Origin of the sequence: Cohnella fermenti (assembly GCF_004801405.1) — a bacterium.
Lineage (GTDB): Bacteria > Bacillota > Bacilli > Paenibacillales > Paenibacillaceae > Cohnella > Cohnella fermenti.
Genome location: NZ_SSOB01000046.1, coordinates 1 through 20,576, shown reverse-complemented (window position 1 = coordinate 20,576; position 20,576 = coordinate 1). Strand labels below are relative to the sequence as shown.

7 protein-coding genes are annotated in these 20,576 nt (G+C 59.1%); 6 read left to right on the top strand and 1 reads right to left on the bottom strand.

The features are described 5' to 3' along the window. The first annotated feature begins 11 nt into the window (after positions 1 to 11). From E6C55_RS26775 to E6C55_RS26755, 5 genes are all read left to right on the top strand, one after another. Positions 12 to 3,221: an MMPL family transporter gene (locus E6C55_RS26775; protein WP_136372907.1), complete on the top strand. Its 3,210-nt coding sequence runs from the start codon at positions 12 to 14 to the stop codon at positions 3,219 to 3,221. Positions 3,222 to 3,225: 4 nt separating this feature from the next. Next, positions 3,226 to 3,921: a TVP38/TMEM64 family protein gene (locus E6C55_RS26770; protein WP_136372906.1), complete on the top strand. Its 696-nt coding sequence runs from the start codon at positions 3,226 to 3,228 to the stop codon at positions 3,919 to 3,921. A gap of 629 nt (positions 3,922 to 4,550) precedes the next feature. After that, entirely contained in the window at positions 4,551 to 5,051 is a 501-nt protein-coding gene (locus E6C55_RS26765; RefSeq protein WP_136372944.1) for a MarR family winged helix-turn-helix transcriptional regulator, read from the top strand. Between the two features lie 129 nt (positions 5,052 to 5,180). Then, positions 5,181 to 6,128: a ring-cleaving dioxygenase gene (locus tag E6C55_RS26760; protein WP_136372905.1), complete on the top strand. Its 948-nt coding sequence runs from the start codon at positions 5,181 to 5,183 to the stop codon at positions 6,126 to 6,128. A 19-nt stretch (positions 6,129 to 6,147) separates the two neighbouring features. Beyond that, positions 6,148 to 6,753, top strand: coding sequence for an alpha/beta hydrolase (locus E6C55_RS26755; RefSeq protein WP_136372943.1), 606 nt, complete (start codon positions 6,148 to 6,150; stop codon positions 6,751 to 6,753). A gap of 49 nt (positions 6,754 to 6,802) precedes the next feature. On the opposite strand, the gene E6C55_RS26750 is transcribed toward E6C55_RS26755, so the two are convergent. Continuing rightward, positions 6,803 to 7,663 (bottom strand): hypothetical protein, encoded by an 861-nt coding sequence (locus E6C55_RS26750; RefSeq protein ID WP_136372904.1) that lies wholly within the window; start codon positions 7,661 to 7,663, stop codon positions 6,803 to 6,805. 776 nt (positions 7,664 to 8,439) lie between these two features. Here E6C55_RS26750 and E6C55_RS26745 point away from each other — a divergent pair. Beyond that, on the top strand, positions 8,440 to 20,232 hold the full coding sequence (locus E6C55_RS26745) for an S-layer homology domain-containing protein (protein WP_136372903.1): 11,793 nt from the start codon (positions 8,440 to 8,442) through the stop codon (positions 20,230 to 20,232). Positions 20,233 to 20,576 lie beyond the last annotated feature (344 nt).

Below are 20,576 nucleotides of genomic sequence, written 5' to 3'. Positions count from 1 at the left end.
GAGCTGGAGTCATGAATACGATGCTGAAGTGGAAGTGGCCGATTATCGCAGCGTGGATCGTCGTTACGGTCGCGCTGCTTATCATAATGCCGGATATAGGGCAGCTTGTTCGCGACAAGGGGCAGATCGGCGTGCCGGAGGGCTATTCCTCATCGGAAGCCAGCCGTCTGCTGAAGGCGATGGGGGACGAGTCCGAGGATGAGAGGCAGATGTCCGTCATTCTTGTGTTCGGCGCCAAGGAGAAGCTCACGGCGGACCAGATGGCCGGCATCGAGCAAGGGCTGGCCGGACTGGAGAGCGAGAAGAGCAAGCTCGGGCTGGCTTCGTTGCAGACGCATGTGAATTTTCCCGAGGCGAAGGACCAACTGCTGTCTGCGGACGGGACGACGGTCATGGCGATTGCGTCGGTCGAGACGGAGGGCCGAACGAAGGACGAGATTCGGGACAGTCTGTCCGCGGCGCTGGAGGGCGTGTCCGTTCCGCACTACCTGACGGGCCCGGCGCTGATCAACGAGGACTTCACGAAGACGACCCAGGAGGGGGTCAAGAAGACGGAGCTCGTGGCCGTTCTCTTCATCGTCGTTGTGCTGATCCTTATCTTCCGGTCGCCGATCACGCCTCTGATCTCGCTGCTGACCGTCGCGCTGTCGTTCCTCGTCTCCCTCGGGATTGTGACTCAGCTTGTCGACAAGGTGGATTTTCCATTCTCGGGCTTTACGCAGATCTTCCTTGTGCTTGTGCTGTTCGGCATCGGGACGGACTACAACATTCTGCTCTTCATGCGGTTTAAGGAGGAGCTGGCGCGCACGGGCTCGAGGGTGGAGGCGATTATCCGGACTTACAAGACGGCTGGGAAAACAGTACTCTACAGCGGGGCGGCGGTACTTATCGGCTTCTGTGCGCTCGGGCTTGCGGAGTTCCAACTGTTCAAGTCGGCGTCCGCCGTAGGCATCGGGGTCGGCGTGCTGCTGGTGTCCCTGTTCACGTTCCTGCCGGTTGTGATGGGGCTTCTCGGAAGGTTCAGCTTCTGGCCTGCCAAGGCGTCCGGCGAGCATCGGGAGAATCGGCTGCTGTCGGGCATTACGGGCTTCGCGGTGAAGCGGCCGTACTGGAGCATTGTCATTACGCTGGCAATTGCGGTGCCGATCGCGGCGTTCTACTCCAGCCAGCTCAACTACAACTCCCTCGACGAGGTTGACGATTCGTATACCTCCGTCCAGGGCATTCACGCCATCTACGAGCACTATTCGGCCGGGCAGGCGATGCCGGCGACGCTCGTTATGACGACGGACGAGAAGATGGACGATGCGGGCAATCTCGCGTTCATCGACAAGGTGACGGAGCAGTTGACCCGGGTGGACGGCGTCGACAAGGTGTACAGCGCCACGCGTCCGAAGGGAGAGAAGATTGCCGAGCTGTACACGAGCAATCAATCCGGCAAGCTTAGCGAAGGCATCGCGCAGGCGAATGAAGGAATCGGCACGATCAAGGACGGGCTCGCGAAGGCGGCGGATCAAGTGGCGGCCGTTCCGTCAGGCGATTTCGACAAGGCGGCCGAGCTGGTCGAAGGGACGAAGAAGGTTCAGGCAGGCGTCGATCAGGCGATCGCGGCGCTGAACCGGATCGCGACGGGAATCGGGCAAGGGACGGCGGGAGCCGGCGAGCTGAAGAAGGGAATCGCGGACCTTCGCGGCGGCCTCGCGACGCTCTCGGAGAAGACGGGGACGCTGGCCACCGGGCTCGGCACGATCTCGGGCGGGTACGACGCGCTGCTGGCGCAGTTCAAGACGGTTCAGCAGTCGGCCGAGTCGCTGGCGGCGGCCGCGCAAGCGATGAACGCGTCCGTCGCCAAGCTGGAGCAGTCGGAGGCCGGAGCGGGGCTGGCGGACAACGCCGACTTCGCGGCGATCAAGAGCGCGTCCGCCGCGCTTGCGGAGCAGCTTGCGAAGCTGAGCGCCGGGCTTGAGACGCTGAACGGCCAGCTCGCCTCGGCGAACGCGACGTTGGCGCAGGCGGCTCAGGGGCTGAAGCAGGTGCAGGCGGGCCAGGCGCAGCTTGAGCAGGGGGCGGAGCAGCTCGAGACGGGCGCGAGCTCGCTGCAGGACGGCTTAAGCGAGGCCGGAGCAGGGCAGAAGGCCGTTGTCGGCGAGCTGCCGGCGCTGGCGGACGGGCTTGAGAGCATCGAGGCGGGGCAGATCAAGCTGAACGAAGGGCTGGAGTCCTTGTCCGCGAGCCTGCCCGAGCTGCAGACGGGGCTGACGGACAGCGTGAACGGCCTGCAGAAGGTGTCGGACGGCCTTGCGAGCACGACGGACTATCTGGATGAGATAGCCGGAACCAGCGGTGCGGATGGTGCCGATGGTGCGAATAGTGCGGACGGTGCGGATAGTGCCGGCGGTGCGAATGGTTCCGGTGATGCGAGCGATGTGAGCGGTCAAGGTGCTACGAACGCTGCGGATACGTTCTTCATCCCGGAGGAGGTTCGGACGGGAGCGGAATTCGCTCAATCGCTCGATCTGTACGAGTCGGAGGATCGCCATACGGCGAAGTGGTCGATCGTGCTGAGCGACGATCCGTATTCGACGGCTGCGATGGACACGATCGCTCGGGTGCACAAGGTTTACGAGCGGCTGGCCGAGGAGAGCGGCTTCGCGAACGCGGAGTACGGGATCGGCGGCGTCTCGTCGCAGAACCTGGACCTGGAGGAAGTGTCGAGCGGCGACTTCACGCGCACCGCGGCGATCATGCTGATCGGCATTCTGCTCGTGCTTATCGTCATCTCCCGGGCGCTCTGGCTGCCGGTTGCGGTTATCGGCTCGCTTGTGCTCGCCTATTACACGGCTCTTACCGGGACGGAGTGGATTTTCGGCGCGTTCACGACTCATGGGGAGCTGGCCTGGACAATTCCGTTCTTCTCCTTCATCATGATTGTCGCCCTCGGCGTCGACTACAGCATCTTCCTGATCATGCGATACCAGGAGTATGGGGAGCTCGCCCCGCGCCGGGCGATTCATGAGGCGATGAAGCATACCGGGGGCATCATCCTGTCGGCGGCGATCATCCTGTCCGGCACGTTCGCGGCGATGTATCCGTCGGCGGTGCTGACGCTTGTCCAGATGGCGACGGTCGTCATTCTCGCGCTGATGCTGCTCGCGTTCCTGTTCCTGCCGCTGTTCCTGCCCGCGGTCGTGGCGGCGTTGAACCGTTCCAAGGCGGCTTGAGCGAATGGGAACGAAGGGCAGAGCGCAAAGCGGAACAAGCCTGAAGCGCCCGTTGATCTATAAGCTGTTCGGAGCGGCGGTTGCCGTCGGGGTGCTGCTGTGGCTCGACCTCCACGTGGTGCACCTAACCCCGGAAACGCTCCGCACCTGGATGCTCTCCTTCGGTTGGCTCGCGCCCGTCATCTATATCGGGCTGTTCGTTGCTCGTCCGTTTACGCTGTTCCCCGCGTCGGTTCTGTCCTTGGCCGGGGGACTGGCCTTCGGGACCGGTTGGGGAATCGTCTATACGACCCTCGGCGAGCTTCCCGGCGCGATTCTGTCTTATCTTCTCGCGCGGAAGCTCGGCGGCGGATTATTCCGCGGCCTCGAGAGCGACCCGCGCCTGCAGAAGCTGGAGCGGGCGATGGCTCGCCGCGGCTTCCCGATCGTGCTGACACTGCGGCTCGCGCCCTTCGTCCCGTTCGATCTGGTCAGCTACGCCGCGGGGCTGGCGAAGGTGCCGCTTCGGGCGTATGCGATCGCGACGTTCCTCGGCGCACTGCCCGGGACGTTCGCGTACACGTTCCTCGGAGCCAGCTTGACGCACGGCGGCTGGAAACAAATCGCGCTCGCTGCAGCCGTGCTGCTTGTTGCGCTGGCGGTGCCGCTGTTGTTCCGGTCGAAGGTGGAGAAGCAGGTGGATGGACAGGGGACGCAGTGAACGGAGCCATACTCGCCCATCGCCCCGACTGCGCGCCGATGTATGGCCCCCCGCCCACACATTTTCCGGAGCTCTTCGGCCGGGGTTTGGCATCGGTTCGTGCGGGGGAAGCTAAGTATGATTCATACAAGGCTGGCGGTGTGATTCATGTCGGAGGCTAAGCGTGATTGCGCGTAATATCGTCCGAGTAACTCTTGTCCGCGCTGTTCCTCCGTTGTCCCTCCGTTGTCCCTCCGCTGTTGCTCCGCACGAATGTGATTTTTCACATTTAAAGTCTGCCGCGAAGGCGGAATTGGTGATTTTATGCGAAAAATCACATTTATCAAGGCCTCGGCACCCAAACCTGTCGTAATAGATGTGAAAAATGATATAAAATTGGGGGGAAACGCAATTTAAAGCCGTCGTGAATGTGAAAAACCACATAAAAGTGGCGGGGGGAGGGGGCCAGCAAGGCCAAAGTGCCTCTTGCCTCTTGCGCAAATGCGTTTTTGGGTGTATATTTATCTCAAGTTAAAGATAATTAAATTTGAGACAACAACGAGAGGAGGCGAAGCAACGTGAAGGAGATGTCCAGAGAGCCGGCACACGGAACGGGATTAGGGAAAGCGAGCGGGGAGCCTTTAACGGATATGCAGCAAGGGCCGGACGCGACCGCGACAGCGAATGCGGATGATCGCAATAGGCAGGCGCAGAACACACACGAACGGGACGTATCCCTGAAGTTGTTCGTCGTTCTCTCCAAGGCATACAAGTCGATCATGGACAGCGCGGTTAGGGATATGAAGAAGCACGGGCTGTCGGCGACGGAGTTCACGGTGATGGAGCTGCTTTTCCATAAGGGGCGAATTCCGCTGCAGCAGATCGGCGACAAGATTCTCGTCACGAGCGGGAGCATCACGTACAATATCGACAAGTTGGAGAATCGCGGGCTGCTGAGGCGGGTGCCGAGCCCCGACGATCGCCGCGTCACCTTCGCCGAGATTACGGATGAGGGAACGAGGATGTTCGAGCAGGTGTTCCCGAGCCACGCGGAGGCGATCGATCGGCTGATGAACGGTCTCTCGCTGGAAGAGAAGAAGCAGGCGATCGACCTGATCAAGAAGCTTGGCCTGAAGGCGCAGTCGGGGTAGCGGCGCCGCTTCTTCGGTCCTAAATCTTAAATTTAAGATAATGTAATCCAAACGAAATCAAATCACCCGCAAATCCGTCGCCCGCAAAGCCAACATCCACAAATCCATCATCCATTGGAGGAATCTCAAATGACCAAGCAAACCGCAGGAATCCACCACATCACTTCCTTTGTCCGCGATCCGCAAGCGAATGTCGACTTCTATGCCGGAGTTCTCGGGCTGCGGATGGTGAAGAAGACGATCAACTTCGACGCTCCGGAGGTGTACCATCTGTACTTCGGCAACGAGATGGGCAGCCCCGGCACCGCGATGACGTTCTTCCCGTCGCCGGGCTCGCGCATCGGCCATGTCGGCGGCGGTCAGGTCGGCTACACGTCGTTCGCGATTCCGGCAGGGACGTTCTCCTTCTGGGAGGCGCGTCTTGCGAAGCTCGGCGTCGAGGCCCGGAAGAGCGAGCGCTTCGGCGAGACGTTCCTGCAGTTCAAGGACCCGGACGGCTTGCAGCTTGAGATCGTGGAGCGCGAGGAAGGCAAGGCGAGCCGGTGGTCGTTCGGCGGCGTGCCGGCCGAGAAGGCGATCAAAGGCTTCGCGGGCGCCCAGCTCTACAGCATCAATCCGGCGCAGACGATGCACACGCTGGTCCATGTGCTTGGCCTGACGAAGGTCGGCGAGGAGAACGGGCTTGTTCGCTTCCGCTCGATCGGCGACATCGGCAACGTGATCGATATCAATGCCCAGCCGATGGGCTGGGGAGCGGGCGGCGCCGGGACGGTGCACCATATCGCGTGGAGAGCGAACAACGACGACGACCACAAGAATTGGAGGGTGCACGTCGAAGCGGGCGGCTTCCGGCCGACGCCGATCGTGGATCGCCAATACTTCAACGCTCTGTACTTCCGCGAGCAAGGCGGCATCCTGTTCGAGATCGCGACGGACACTCCCGGATTCGACAACGATGAGCCGTTCGAGCATCTGGGCGAGAAGCTGCAACTGCCTTCCTGGTACGAGAAGCACCGCGAGCTGATCGAGTCGGGCCTGATTCCGATCGAAGTCCGCGTGCTGAAGGAGGATCGATAACATGAGCGCATTAACGAGCATGATGCATATTTACGAGCCGGCCAAGAAGGCCGGGGCTTCGACGCTGGTGCTTTTCCACGGAACGGGGGGGACGGAGCGGGATCTCCTCCCTCTGGCGCAGCGGATCGATCCGGAAGCGGCGATTGTGTCGGTGAGGGGCAACGTTCTGGAAAATGGCATGCCGAGGTTCTTCCGGAGGCTGGAGGAGGGAGTGTTCGACGAGGAGGACCTCAGGTTCCGCACGAAGGAGACGTACGACTTCCTGAACGCGGCGGCGGAGGCATACAAGCTGGATCGTACGCGCTTCACGGCGGTTGGTTACTCGAATGGGGCGAATATCGCTGGCAGCTTGCTTTTCCACTATGGGGGTGTCTTCCGCAAGGCGATTCTGCATCATCCGATGGTCCCGCTGCGCGGGCTGGCGCTGCCCGACTTGAACGGAACGGACGTGTTCATCGGGGCCGGGACGAACGATCCGATCTGCGCGCCGCAGGAGACGGTGGAGCTGGAGTCGCTGCTCGCGGGAGCCGGGGCGGACGTCAAGGTGCATTGGGAGAGCTTCGGGCATCGGCTGACAAGCTCGGAGGTCCAGGCGGCGGCAGATTGGTACACGAGCGGAAAATAAAACGAAGAGATGGGCGGAATTCCGCGCCATCTCTTGTTCTGTTCGGGGGTTATAAGGTGTATAGGGCGAGGCCGATTGTGCTGTACGGGTCGGCGGCTATGTCGAGCAGGGTCTGCGGAACGGCCCGCCCGTTGTAGCGCAGGCTCACGCCGATATTGCCCCCGATGCGAATGCCGGATACGGCGGCGATATACCCGTTCGGCCCGAAAGTGACAAGACCGGTCGATTGCAGCGCCTGCCGGATCGTAATTCCCGGATAGTAATACGCGTATGCGCTCTGCGTGACGCCAGGGAATGAAGCGCCTCCGTCAATCTGAACGATGACATACGCCTGGCCCGGCGTCGGGATCGGCACGGGCACCGGTCCCGGGATCGGAATCGGGATGGGAATCGGAATCGGCACGGGCGGTCTTGGCGGCGGAGGCGGGAACGGCCCCGGAGGTCCGGGCGGGTGCGGCGGATGAGGCGGCGGGGGCGGCGGAGGTACAGGCCCCGGTCCCGGCGGATGCGGGTGCGGTCCAGGTCCCGGCCCAGGTCCGTGCCCAGGTCCGTGTTCAGGTCCATGCCCGGGATCGTGTTCAGGTCCATGCCCGGGATCGTGTCCCGGATCGTGCCCCGGCCCGCCACCGCCGCCGCCCGGTTTAAGCAACCCGCCGATAAGGCCGCCGAGCCCTCCCCCGCCGGGAGTGAGGATACGTTGTTGATCCTCCGGCAGCACCCACCACGGGATCTGGCGCACCGGCGGCTCCAGAAGCTCCGGATAGCCGCTCCGGTGGAGCTTGACCTTGGGCGCGCGGGCCTGCTTCTTGACGGAGCCGCTCTTCCGTCCTTGCGTCGACAGCTTCGAGCCCGAAGAGCCGCGAAGGCGTCTCAGCAGCGATTGTTCCGTTAATACGCGAGACTTCGGCATTCCATCTTCCCCTTCTTCGCTGTGCAGGCGTTACGCCTGGGTTAATGCACAATATGCGAATGCCCAGCGGCAGGTGCGGAGTGCAGAGGAAGGGGAGAGGAAGGCGAGAGGAAGGGAGAGGAGGGCGAGAAAGAGGGAGGCCATGTTGTCAGGTCAGACGATAACTTCATGAAAAATAGAAAAAGTTTGCCCATGGTGACAAGGCGACGGGACCTGCGATGGTTTTAGCCCCACAGATCGGGTTTCCCTTCTGGACGCTTAGGCCTCTTCTCCCTCCGGCTCAGGAACCTCCTCCTCTTCCGGATCATGCGTCCTCCGTTAGAGTCGGCGAACCCGGATGGCTGCCGATTTTATGCGAAAAATCGCATTGGCGCAGCTTGATGATGGGGAGGTTGGGAGATTATATGAGAATTAGTATGCATGGAGATAAATCCTGCGACCGCCGCCGGGTATTCCCGGCGCATTCCTCCTGAACGAGCGGGAGAAGAGGCATAATGCCCGCAGAGGGGAGAGGGGATGTGGAGCTGGAGGAGGGGATATCGTGCCGGATGGCACGCTGATCTCTGTGGGTGGGAGGATTCTCCGGTCACTAAATGAAGTGAGTTCGCGGACCTATTTCCATTGCGGAAACTAGGTCTTTTTCAGCGTTTGTTAAGCGCTAAAAGCTATCATAGCTATGTTATGTTGAAAACTGTCAACTTTTGGGGAAGGAAGCCGAATTAGAGCACCGCTTGAATCGCAAGGAAGCTATATCAGAGGGAGGAAGGAGAACAGACATGATAAGCTTGAGAAGATTCATCGTACCGTTTCTGGCGTTTCTTTTGATTTTCCAGGTTGCCATTCCCGGATCGGGAAATACCGTTCATGCAGCCACTGACGGTTTTATTACGTTTAAGTACGACTCGTTCAGCAATGACGGCAGGATGAAAATAAACGGAAGCACGGTATATTCTAGCAACCGTTTAAGGTTGACGCCTGCAGCAGAACAGCAATGGGGGACCGCTTTTAATGTGGAGCGCGTATCGTTGAAGGACGATCGTTCCTTTAGCTCTTACTTTACGTTTGAATTGTCAAGCGGTGGAGGATATACCGTGGGCTGGGCCGACGGCATCGTGTTCACGGTGCAAACCTATTCGAACTCTGCGGGAGCGGCCGGCGGGGGGATGGGCTACCAAGGCATTCCGCAAAGCGTCGGCATTGAGTTCGACACCTGGAATAATGGTCCGTCCTTGACGGAGCCGGACGCCAACCACATCGGAGTCGACATCAACGGCGTTCTGGGCTCGAACAAAGTAGTGAGTTTGCCAACTGACACATTAAATATGAAGTCCGGCACGATTCACGCTTGGGTTGACTATAATGGCGCCACCAAGACGATTGAGGTTCGGGTCAACAAAAATTCCAGCACGAGGCCGGCGACGGCGACGCTTACGGAAACAAATGTGAATTTGACATCGATATTGAATTCCAACGATGTTTATGTAGGCTTTACGGCTGCAACAGGCGGCGCTTATCAGATTCACGATATTACCAAGTGGTATTTTACCAACGAATATGCACCGATCGATGTGAACAATAACACTTATGCGCAAGCTCCGACAAGCTACACGATCGCGAAGACGCAGCAGGAAGACGGCAGTTGGAAGCTGGATATTACCGCAGTGGGCGGATCGCGGCAGAACAATATTCCAATTACCGTGACGGCTACGAATGGCGGAATTGTCGAGCCGTCGTCGGTTACGACGGATGCCAACGGCAAGGCCGTCGTATACGTCTCGTCCGGCGAGACGACGGGCGATTCCACGGTTAAGGCAGAAGGCCCAAGCGGCATATATTCTACTGCAACCGTAGCGCTGGCGGGCAAGACATCTGCGCCTCTGGCGAACAATATTGTCGCGAATGCGACGGATCAGGACATCACGCTTAGCAATGTGCCTGCCGATACGATAATCTCGGTCTATCGAAGCGAGAGCGACAGCACTCCGGTTCAGTTCCCTGCAACTGCCGGCGGAGCGGTTACACTCACTGCTGAACAACTGGGATTCGATCTAAGCATCGAAGATGATATCTATATCACGTATAAGACCGGAACCAAGCTTGAGAGCAACAAAACAACGATAACGCCGATGCTGCGCAGCGAGGCGCTTACGGATGATCAGATTGTATCCAACGGAACGAAGGATACCGTCTATGTAACGGATGTGCCTGCGGGTGCGACGGTTCGCGTCTACGATTCCGTATCCGGTCAGTTGATCGGCCAAGCAACTGCGGACAGCAGCGCGAATCCGCTGGCTGTCTCTATTGCCGGCGGATTGCTGGATTTGCAGGAAGTAAAGGTGACCATTCAGGAAAGCAACGAAATCGAGAGCTTCCCAACTTCAGCGACAACCCGTCTGGAGAAGAGCGACAATCCGGTGAATGTCACCGCGAATGCCGCGACAGACATGATTACGGTGCAGAATGTGCCGAATGGCGCCAAGGTGATCGTATACGACAGCAATGGCGATGAGATTGCCTCGATCTACAATCGGACGGGACAAACGCGCGATACGGCCATCGACATGTCTCCGCCGGGCATCGAGAACGGAGACGCCTATCGGGTCTCCATTATCGAAGTGAAGAAATACGAGAGCGATAAAGTCGCTGTCACGGGCCAAACGCCGAGTCCATCGCTGACGGCGGATCAGATTGCCGCCAACGCGACGACGGATGCCGTGACCGTGGCGAATATCGCTCCCGGCGCGACGGTTCGCGTCTACGATGCGAACGGTGTTCTGCTAGGCGAAGCCGCTAACACAAGCGACAAGACAGGCGCCGTTGCCGTAGCGATTGCCGCCGGTCTCGCAGCCGAGCAGCAAGTGTCCGTCACGCAACAGCGAGAAGACGAACTAGAGAGCGCGAAGCAAGTTGCCACTGCGCTCAGCGAGACAAGCGTTGCGCCGACCAGTGCAACCGCGAATGCGACGAAGGACACCGTTACGGTATCGAGCGTGCCGGCAGGTGCGACGGTGAAGGTGTACAATGCCGCAGGAACGCTTATCGGTACGGCGACCAACTCCGGCGCTGCGTCGGCCGCAGTCGAGGTTGCGATTGCTGCAGGCTTGAACGCAGGCGACAGCATTACGGCAACGATCACCGAGCTGAACAAGTCGGAGAGCGCATCGGTGTCTGCCGTTGCGAAGGACGAAGCTTCGGGCGTTACGGTTGGCACCATTACCGCCAATGGGACCAAGGGGACTGTCAAGGTCGCGAATGTGCCGAAGGGCGCCACCGTCATTGTTTACGATTCGAACGGCCATGAGCTGGGCCGGTTGACGCAGAGCATCGCCGCGGGCAGCCTGACGGTTCCCGGCTTGACGAATATGGGCGATACGATCTATGTCAGTATCGTAACGGCGGATCATCTGGAGAGCGGCAAGGTGCCGCAAGCGGTAACTTACGATCTGGTCAGTGAGCTAACGGCCGATCAGGTGCTTGCGAACGCGACGAACAATACCGTTACGGTAACGGGCGTGGCTGCAGGCGCTACGATTACCGTCTACGACGACCAGGGCCACGCGATTGGAACGGCGACCAATACGGGCAATGCCTCCGGCACGGTTGTTGTCGAGCTCTCTATCGACCTGGCGGATGGAGCAAGTGTATTCGTGGCGAAGAAGGACAGCAACAAATCGGTCAGCGAGCCGATTGAGATCTTCGCTGCGAATGAGCAGAGCGCCACGCCGACTGCCGTTGTTGCTAATTCGTCGACGGATACGGTGACCGTGAAGAACGTGCCGGCAGGCGCGACGGTAACGGTGTACGACGATGAAGAGATGCAGAACGTCATTGGACACGCTGAGAATACCGGCAATGAACCAAAGACCGTTGTTGTTGAGATTGTCGACGGTCTGAATGATCAGGAACCGGTATACGTCACGCTCACCGAAGCGAACAAGAAGGAGAGCGAACCGGCCGTTAGTACGGCCAAGCCGGACGGCGATTCGGCGATTATCGGCGCGATTGCCGCTGACGGCATTAACGGCACGGTAACGGTTGAGGACGTCCCTGCCGGGGCGACCATCATTGTGTACGATGCCAACGGCAACGAGCTGGGCCGCCTGACGCAAGGCGGTACCGCAGGCGACTTGACGCTGTCGGGCTTGAGCGGGCTGGGCGACACTGTCTATGTCAGCATAACGCTGCCGAACCAGCTTGAGAGCAGCAAAGTCGCACAAGCGGTTGACTATGGCCAGAGCTCGAAGCTTGACTCGGAGCAAGTCAGCGTGAACGCGACCAGCGACGAGGCGACGGTTGCCAACGTTCCTGCGGGCGCGACCGTTACGGTTTATGCCGAGGACGGCACCATCGTGCTGGGCACGGCAACGAACGAGGGCACCGGACCATCCACCGTCATCGTCTCGCTTGCTCCGGGAGTCGAGGACGGCGACACGGTGCAAATTACGCTTAAAGAGCACAGCAAGCGAGAGAGCGAGCCGCTCGAAGCAACCGCGGAATATGACCCGAGCAACGTGCCGCTTACGGTAATTGCGAATGCGACGGCCGATACGGTGGCGGTTGATCTTGTTCCTGCGGGCGCGACCGTTACGGTTTATGACGAGGATGGCACTACCGTGCTGGGTACGGCGGTGAACAACGGCAGCACAGCGGGACCGGTCGTTGTGAACATCGATGCGCCCGGTCTGGAGCCGGGCGATGTGGTTCAGGTATCCGTTAAGGAAACGAACAAATCCGAGAGCGGACTGACGGCGAGCACAGCGCTGGCAGCAAGCGATTCTCTCTCGGCGGATGACGTCGAGGCGAATGGAACGGCAGGAACGGTTACCGTTCATGACGTGCCGGCGAATGCGACGGTTATCGTGTACGATAAGGACGGACGCGAATTGGGACGTCTGACGCAAGGCGATGACGCGGGCGATCTGACGCTGAGCGGTCTGGGAGACCTGGGCGAACAGATTTACGTCAGCATTGCGGAAGAAGGCAAGCTGGCAAGCGAAGCTGTGCCGTATACGGTCGTGTATACGACAAGCGAATCGCTGCAGGATGGCCAGGTTGCCGCCAACGCCACGCGCGATACGGTAACGGTAACGGATGTGCCTGTCGGCGCAACCATTATCGTATACAATGCGGGCGGCGATGAGATCGGCAGAGCCGTCAATGAGGGAGCTAACGCCGGAGATGTGATCGTTGCGATCGCGGAGCCGGGGCTTGCGAACAATGAGACCATCGGCGTTGCGATCCAAGAGCCGAACAAGAACATCAGCGATCCGATCGATGTGAAGGCGGAGTATGAGCCAAGCGCTGCGCCGACGGATGCCGAAGTGAACGCAACCAGCAATAAAGTATCGGTAGCGGGCGTACCTGCGGGAGCTGCGGTTACCGTATATAACGCAGATGACGAAGTGATCGGTACGGGCGTCAACAGCGCTTCCTCGACCGCCGCAATCGTTATTCTTCTGAACGACGGAGTCGAACTGGAAGATGGCGATACGGTATCGATTACGATAACAGAAGTGGACAAATCGGAGAGCGAGCCGGGCAGCTTCACGGCTAGAGTCGAGAGCTCCCAGCTTGATGCCGACGATATCTCGGCGGACGGCACGAAGGGTCAAGTTACGGTTGACGGAGTGCCTGCCGGCGCGACCGTAAACGTATATGACGCGGACGGCAATCTGATTGGAACGGTGACGAATACCGGGGACGACGCTGCGACAGTCGTTGTAACCATTACGGTTGATATCGCGGACGATGAGACGGTTAGCGTGACCTTGACCGAGGCGGGCAAAGCGGAGAGCGAGCCGGTGCCGATCAATCTGGGGTACGATCAAAGCCCTTCGCTCGATGCCGATCGGATCTATGCCGATGCGACGAACGATCAGGTAACGGTGTCGGACGTGCCTGCGGGCGCAACCATCTATATCTATTCTGCAGGAGGCAGCTTGCTTGGATCGATCGCCAATACCGGAGTCGATGCAGCCGATCTGACGGTTAAGTTGGCTGCTCCCGGCCTCGCAGTTGGCGATACCGTTAACGTATCGATCCAGGAGGCGGGCAAGCGCGAGAGCGCCAAGACGACGGCAACAGCCAAGGCGAACCAGTCGAAGGCGCTCGTCGAGCAGCAGGTCACCGTCAACGCTGCGACGGATCAGATCACGATTCGCGAGGTGCCTGCGGGCTCGACCGTCAGAATCTATGACTCGACGGGCAAGCTGCTCATCTCGAGGAAGAATACGACATCGGGCGAGACGACCCTGTCGATCGCGATGAGCCCGGGCTTCGATGCCGGTGCGCAATTCCAGCTCAGTCTGACGGAACTGAACAAGGAAGAGAGCGCGAAGCTAACCGTCACCGCTCTCGGGCAATCGGCTAAGCTGTTGCCGACACAGATTGTCGATATCGACACCAGAGAGGGCACGGTTCAAGTCCAGCAAGTGCCGCCGGGCGCAACCGTTGTGGCTTACGATGAAGCCGGCAACGAGATCGGGCGCGCGACCAATACGTCAACCGGCGACGCAGAAGTCATCATTAACGGAGAAGGCCCGCTGGCCGGAAGCCCGATCCGATTAACGATTATTGAAGCAGGCAAGCTGGAGAGCGTGCCGCTGGACGTTGTCATCACGCAATCCGCAACGTTGGCTGCCGATCAGGTCGTCTCTAACGGCACGAAGAATGTTGTATACGTAACGAATGCGGCTGAGGGCGCGATCGTACGTGTCTATGACCAAGCGACCGGCGATTTGATCGGACAAGCGGTTGCAACGGGCGGCGCTGATCCGCTTGCCGTATCGATCGCAGGAGGACTTGCCGATCTTCAGGTTGTTGCTGTTACCATCAAGGAGAAGCAGAAGGCCGAGAGCCAGCCTGTAGCGGTCACAACGCGCCTGGAGAAGAGCGCTAATCCGGTGAAGGTTGACGCGAATGCGACAACCGATCGGATTACGGTGAAGCAGGTGCCTGACAATGCGAAGGTCATCGTCTATGATCTGGACGGCGACGAGATCGCATCGATCACCAACCGCTCGGGCGAAGTGCGCGATATGGTCATCGACATGCTGCCGCAAGGCTTCGCATTGGGTGATCGGTTCGCAATTGCGATTGTGGAAGAGAAGAAGTACGAGAGCGACAAGGTCGCGGCGATCGGCGAAGCATCCGCTTCGACATTGCCGGCCGACAACGTAAGCGCGGACGCAACGACAGATCGGGTGACGGTAGCCGATGTCGCTCCGGGCGCAGTCATTCGCGTCTACGATGCGAACGGCACGTTGATTGGTCAAGCGACCAACGAGGGCAGCACGAACCGCGAAGTAACCGTTGAGATCGCGGCAGGCTTGGCTGACGAACAACCGGTATTTGTCACGGCGGAAAATACGGGTGAAGTCGAAGGCACGGCTGTCAGGGTTGTCGCAACGTCGGATCAAAGCGCGGCGCTCCCGGCAGAGTCCATCACGGCGAACGCGACGGACGACACGGTAACGGTCGCGAATGTTCCGGCCGGCGCGACGGTGAAGGTGTACGACGAAGAGGGCAATGTCATCGGCACGGCGACGAACAACGGCAGCACAACAGGAACGGTAACCGTCACGATCGATGACGGCTTTGACGAAGCGGATATCGTATCCGTAACGATCAAGGAGCCGAACAAGTCCGAGAGCGGGAAGACCCCGGCGACCGCGCAGACCGAGTCGGAATGGTCGGACGATTACAGCATCCATGCGGACGGAACCGAAGGCACGGTAACGGTGGACAACGTTCCGGCAGGTGCGACGATCATTGTGTACGACAAGGACGGCAACGAGCTGGGCCGCCTCACGCAAGGCGAAGAGCCCGGATCGCTGACGCTGGAACATCTGCAAGGCATGGGTGAAGAGATTCAAGTAAGCATCATCGTCGAAGGTCATCTGGAGAGCGCTCCGCAGCAGGCGGTTGTGGACTACACAGCCAGCGGGGAACTTGAAGCAATAACCGCCAACGCAACGGACGACACGGTGACGGTGGCGAACGTTCCGGCAGGCGCGACGATCAAGGTGTACGATGATCAAGGCAATCTGATCGGCACCGCGACGAACAATAGCGGTACCGACGGCCCGGTCGTCGTCACGATTCCGTCCGGCCTGAGCGACGGGCAAGTCGTGGACGTCACGATTACGGAGAAGAACAAGGCGGAGAGCGGTAAGTCTCCCGTAACGGCGGTTAATGATCAAAGTACGGAGCTACCGGCAGAGTCCATCACAGCGAATGCGACGGACGACACGGTAACGGTAACGAACGTTCCTCCAGGTGCGACGGTGACGGTGTACGATAAGGAAGGCGAAGTCATCGGCACGGCAACGAACAACGGCGGCACAGCAGCAACGGTAACCGTCACGATCGATGGCGGCCTTGACGAAGCGGATATCGTATCCGTAACGATCAAGGAGCCGAACAAGTCCGAGAGCGGGAAGGCCGAAGCAACCGCGAAGACCGAGTCGGAATGGCCCGAAGAGATCAGCATCGTTGCGAAAGGCACCGAAGGCACGGTAACGGTGGACAACGTTCCGGCAGGCGCGACGATCATCGTGTACGATCAAGACGGCAACGAGCTGGGCCGCCTTACGCAAGGCGAAGAATCCGGCACGCTGACGCTGGAACATCTGCAAGGCATGGGCGAAGAGATTCAGGTGAGCATCATTATTGAAGGTTACCTGGAGAGCGCTCCGCAGCAGGCAGTTGTGGACTACACGACAAGCGGCGACCTTGCCGAAGCAATAACTGCCAACGCCACGAACGATACGGTGACGGTAGCGAACGTTCCGGCAGGAGCGACGATCAAGGTGTACGACGAGTACGGCAACCTGATCGGCATGGCAGTGAACAACAGCGGTGTCGATGGCCCGGTCGTCGTGACGATTCCGTCCGGTCTGAAGGACGGGCAAGTCGTTGACGTCACGATCACGGAGAAGAACAAGACGGAGAGCGATAAGACGAGCGCAACGGCGGTTAACGATCCGAGCGAGACGCCGACAGCATCGTCCATCACGGCGAATGCGACGGACAACACGGTAACGGTAACGAATGTTCCGGCGGGCGCGACGGTGACGGTGTACGATGAAGAGAACAATGTCATCGGCACGGCGACGAACAGCGGCGGCACAGCAGGAACGGTAACCGTCACGATCGATGGCGGCCTTGACGAAGCGGATATCGTATCCGTAACGATCAAGGAGCCGAACAAGTCCGAGAGCGGGAAGGCTCCGGTGACCGTGCAGACGGAGTCTGCATGGTCGGACGAGTACAGCATCCATGCGGACGGAACGGCAGGCAAGGTAACGGTGGACAATGTTCCGGCAGGTGCGACGATCATTGTGTACGATCAAGACGGCAACGAGCTCGGCCGTCTTACGCAAGGCGAAGAATCCGGCACGCTGACGCTGGAAGATCTGCAAGGCATGGGCGAAGAGATTCAGGTGAGCATCATCACTGAAGGCCATCTGGAGAGCGCTCCGCAGCAGGCGGTTGTGGACTACACGACAAGCGGCGACCTTGCCGAAGCGATAACCGCCAACGCGACGAACGATACGGTGACGGTGGCGAACGTTCCGGCGGGCGCGACGATCAAGGTGTACGACGAGCACGGCAACCTGATCGGCACTGCGACGAACAACAGCAATACCGATGGTCCGGTCGTCGTCACGATTCCGTCCGGTCTGAGCGCCGGGCAAGTCGTGGACGTTACGATCACGGAGAAGAACAAGGCGGAGAGCGCCAAGACAAGCGCAACGGCGGTCAACGATCCGAGCGAGCAGCCGACGACCTCTTCCATCACGGCGAATGCGACGGACAACACGGTAACGGTAACGAATGTTCCGGCGGGCGCGACGGTGACCGTGTACGATGACGAGAACAATGTCATCGGCACGGCAACGAGCAGCGGCAGCACAGCGGGAACGGTAACCGTAACGATTGGCGGAGGGCTCGACGAGGCGGAGACGGTTTACGTAACGATCACCGAAGCGAACAAGGCGGAGGGAGCGCCTGCTCCGGCGACGAGCCAGGTTAAGTCCGACCCGTTGACGGGATCGGTCTCGGCCAATGCGACGCAGGACACGGTTGCGATTGCTGCGGTGCCTGCAGGCGCAACAATCTACGTCTATAATGCCGCCAATCAATTGATCGGCACGCTGACGAACGATGGCCTCGAGCCGGCCGACTTGACGATTGCGGCGGCAGCACCGGGCTTAGCGGGCGGAGACACGGTGAAGGTGTCCGTGAAGGAGCCCGGTAAGCTGGAGAGCAGCACCATAGCGGTCATTGCCGTGTTGGAGCAGACGGCTTCGCTTGACGAGGCTCAGGTGGCCGTCAATGCCACGACGGATATTATCACCGTTAAGGATGTCGCTCCCGGAGCAACCGTAAGAGTATACGACTCGACGGGCAAGCTGATCATCTCCAGGAAGAACACGACATCGGGCAGCACGACTTTGGTCATTACGATGAATCCGGGCTTTGATGCCGGCGACCATTATTCGCTCAGCGTCTCGGAGCCGAATAAGCAGGAGAGCGTTAAGCTCAACGTTATTGCGCGCGACCAATCCTCCATGCCGTCGAGCACTCAGATTGAGAGCATCAGCATTGAGCAGGATACGATCGTGCTCCAGGATATTCCGAATGGCGCGACGGTTGTTGCCTACGATGCGAATGGCAATGAGGTTGGCAGAGCGACGAACGATTCCGGTTCGACGGGAGAGGTCACGATCAAGGGACCGATTACGACGAACGAGATGCAATTTACGCTAATCGAGTCGGGCAAGCTGGAGAGCGACAAGCTGATCGTGGACCTGCTGTTGACGACCGAGGAGCAAATCAACAATGCCCTGCGCCGCTTATCCGTACAATACCAAGTTCAAGACACTTGGGAGAGCGTGACGAACAACGTGTACGTTCTGACGGTAGGCGCGCATGATACGCAGGTGCAATGGCAATCCAGCAAGCCTGGCGTCGTGACGATCAACACGCCGTCGGATAACCGGATTGAGGCGACGGTGGCCCGACAGGCTAACGATGAGAGCGTCATTCTGACCGCCGAGATCTCCAAGAACGGAATTGCGAAGAGCAGAACGTTCCTGCTGATCGTCAAGTCCGCAAGCTTGAACAAGACAAGCGAGGTTGTTCAACGCCAGGTCGATATTAGCGGCGGAGAAGGTCAGGAGCATCAACAGCAAGTCGACGTTAATCGGATTACGATGTCCGACGGCTCGAAGATCGACAAGGCGATCTTCGACGCAAGCAGCGCGGATACGTTCACCGGCAATCCATTGACCGCTGACAGCCCGGCGATTATTTACGTCAATGAAGATACGGACCCGGCTGATGAATACGCAATCGAGATTCCTCAGCAGTCTGTGTCCTTGCTGGCCAACAACGGGAACTCGCTTGACGTTCGCACCGACTATGCGCAACTGAGAATCAGCAGCGAAGTGCTGGCGCGAATGAACGAGAGCTTCCTGGATCTCTTCTTCCGCATCGTACCGGTTAAGGACGAAGACGTACAGGCGGCATTGAACAGCCAGATCCCGAACGAATCCGCCGTCCGGCAGGCGGCAAGCGGCCGTCAGGTCACGGTGCTCGGTTCTTCGCTGGAAGTCGAGACGAACTACAGCAATTACAGCACGACGCTGTTCATTCCGTTTGCCAAGAACGGCATTGTCATACCGACCGACAATGCGACAAGCTTCCTGGACTCGCTGCGGGTTTACATTGAACACAGCGACGGGGAGAAGGCCGTTCAGCAAGGTACTGTCGTGTATCAGAACGACGAGCCTATCGGGCTGGAGATCGTCATCGATAAGTTCAGCAGATTCACGGTCATTCGGTTGACGAACTCCCCGATTGTCGTTGGCCCATCCACTCCGGCCGACACGGAAGACGGGGCCGACACGGAAGACGAAACGGAGCAAACGCCGGATACGGCCTATCATTCCGCGTACATGAGAGGCTATGTGGACGGCACCTTCAGGCCGAACGCTTCCATCAGCCGCTCGGAGATGGCTGCCATTCTGTTCCGAGTTAACGAGCTGGAGGAGCTGGACTCCTTCAAGCAGTTGTATCCGGACGTAAACGCTAATCACTGGGCGGCATTGAACATCGAACGGCTCAAGGAGCTGGGCTGGATGGTCGGCGACACGAATGGGAACTTCCGTCCGGAAGCAGGCATTACGAGGGCGGAGATGGCGTTGATCATCGCTCGGTGGCTGAAGCTTGAACTGCCGGCAGAAGCACAATCCGGGTTCAAGGATGTGCGTGCGAACCATTGGGCAAGCCAAGCGATCGCAGCCGTATCCAAGGCGGGCTATATGATCGGCGACGGGGACGGCGAGTTCAAGCCGGGCCGCAATCTGACGAGAGCGGAAGCCGTAACGATCATTAACCGAGTTCTGAATCGCGGTCCGTTGAACGACACTCCGGATTCCTCCTGGAAGGATGTCGATCGGAATTACTGGGCGTACGGCGATATTGAAGAAGCCTCCAGGAACCATTACTATACCAAGCTGGAGGAAGGCGTAAGAGGAGAGCACTATATAGATTCCAAGTAAGCATGATCGGCGAGGCTGTCCCCTGCGTGGGGCGGCCTCGTTTTTTGTCGCGAGGGATGGAAGCCGTGGATGCCGGCAGCTGTCGGAATTTTATGCGAAAAATCACATTGGCGCACGTCAGTAACGGGAAGCTTGGGCGATTCTATGTGAAAAACCGCGTATATGGAGGAATTTTCGGCCCGAGGAGAGGAGGGAGTGCTGGATGTATGCTAAAAACCAGGCTGTTGAAAAAGACATTTCAATTAATTAACGCGGTAATGTGTTATAATATAGAAAAAGCGAATGAATGTGGGGGACGAGCATGAGCTCCGAGCATCTCAACCAAGGAAGATTTCAAGTCGAAA

Coding starts and splice junctions, on each gene's coding strand:
- E6C55_RS26775 (WP_136372907.1), top strand. CDS start 12: ATGAATACGATGCTGAAGTGGAAGTGGCCGATTATCGCAGCGTGGATC.
- E6C55_RS26770 (WP_136372906.1), top strand. CDS start 3,226: ATGGGAACGAAGGGCAGAGCGCAAAGCGGAACAAGCCTGAAGCGCCCG.
- E6C55_RS26765 (WP_136372944.1), top strand. CDS start 4,551: ATGCAGCAAGGGCCGGACGCGACCGCGACAGCGAATGCGGATGATCGC.
- E6C55_RS26760 (WP_136372905.1), top strand. CDS start 5,181: ATGACCAAGCAAACCGCAGGAATCCACCACATCACTTCCTTTGTCCGC.
- E6C55_RS26755 (WP_136372943.1), top strand. CDS start 6,148: ATGATGCATATTTACGAGCCGGCCAAGAAGGCCGGGGCTTCGACGCTG.
- E6C55_RS26750 (WP_136372904.1), bottom strand. CDS start 7,663: ATGCCGAAGTCTCGCGTATTAACGGAACAATCGCTGCTGAGACGCCTT.
- E6C55_RS26745 (WP_136372903.1), top strand. CDS start 8,440: ATGATAAGCTTGAGAAGATTCATCGTACCGTTTCTGGCGTTTCTTTTG.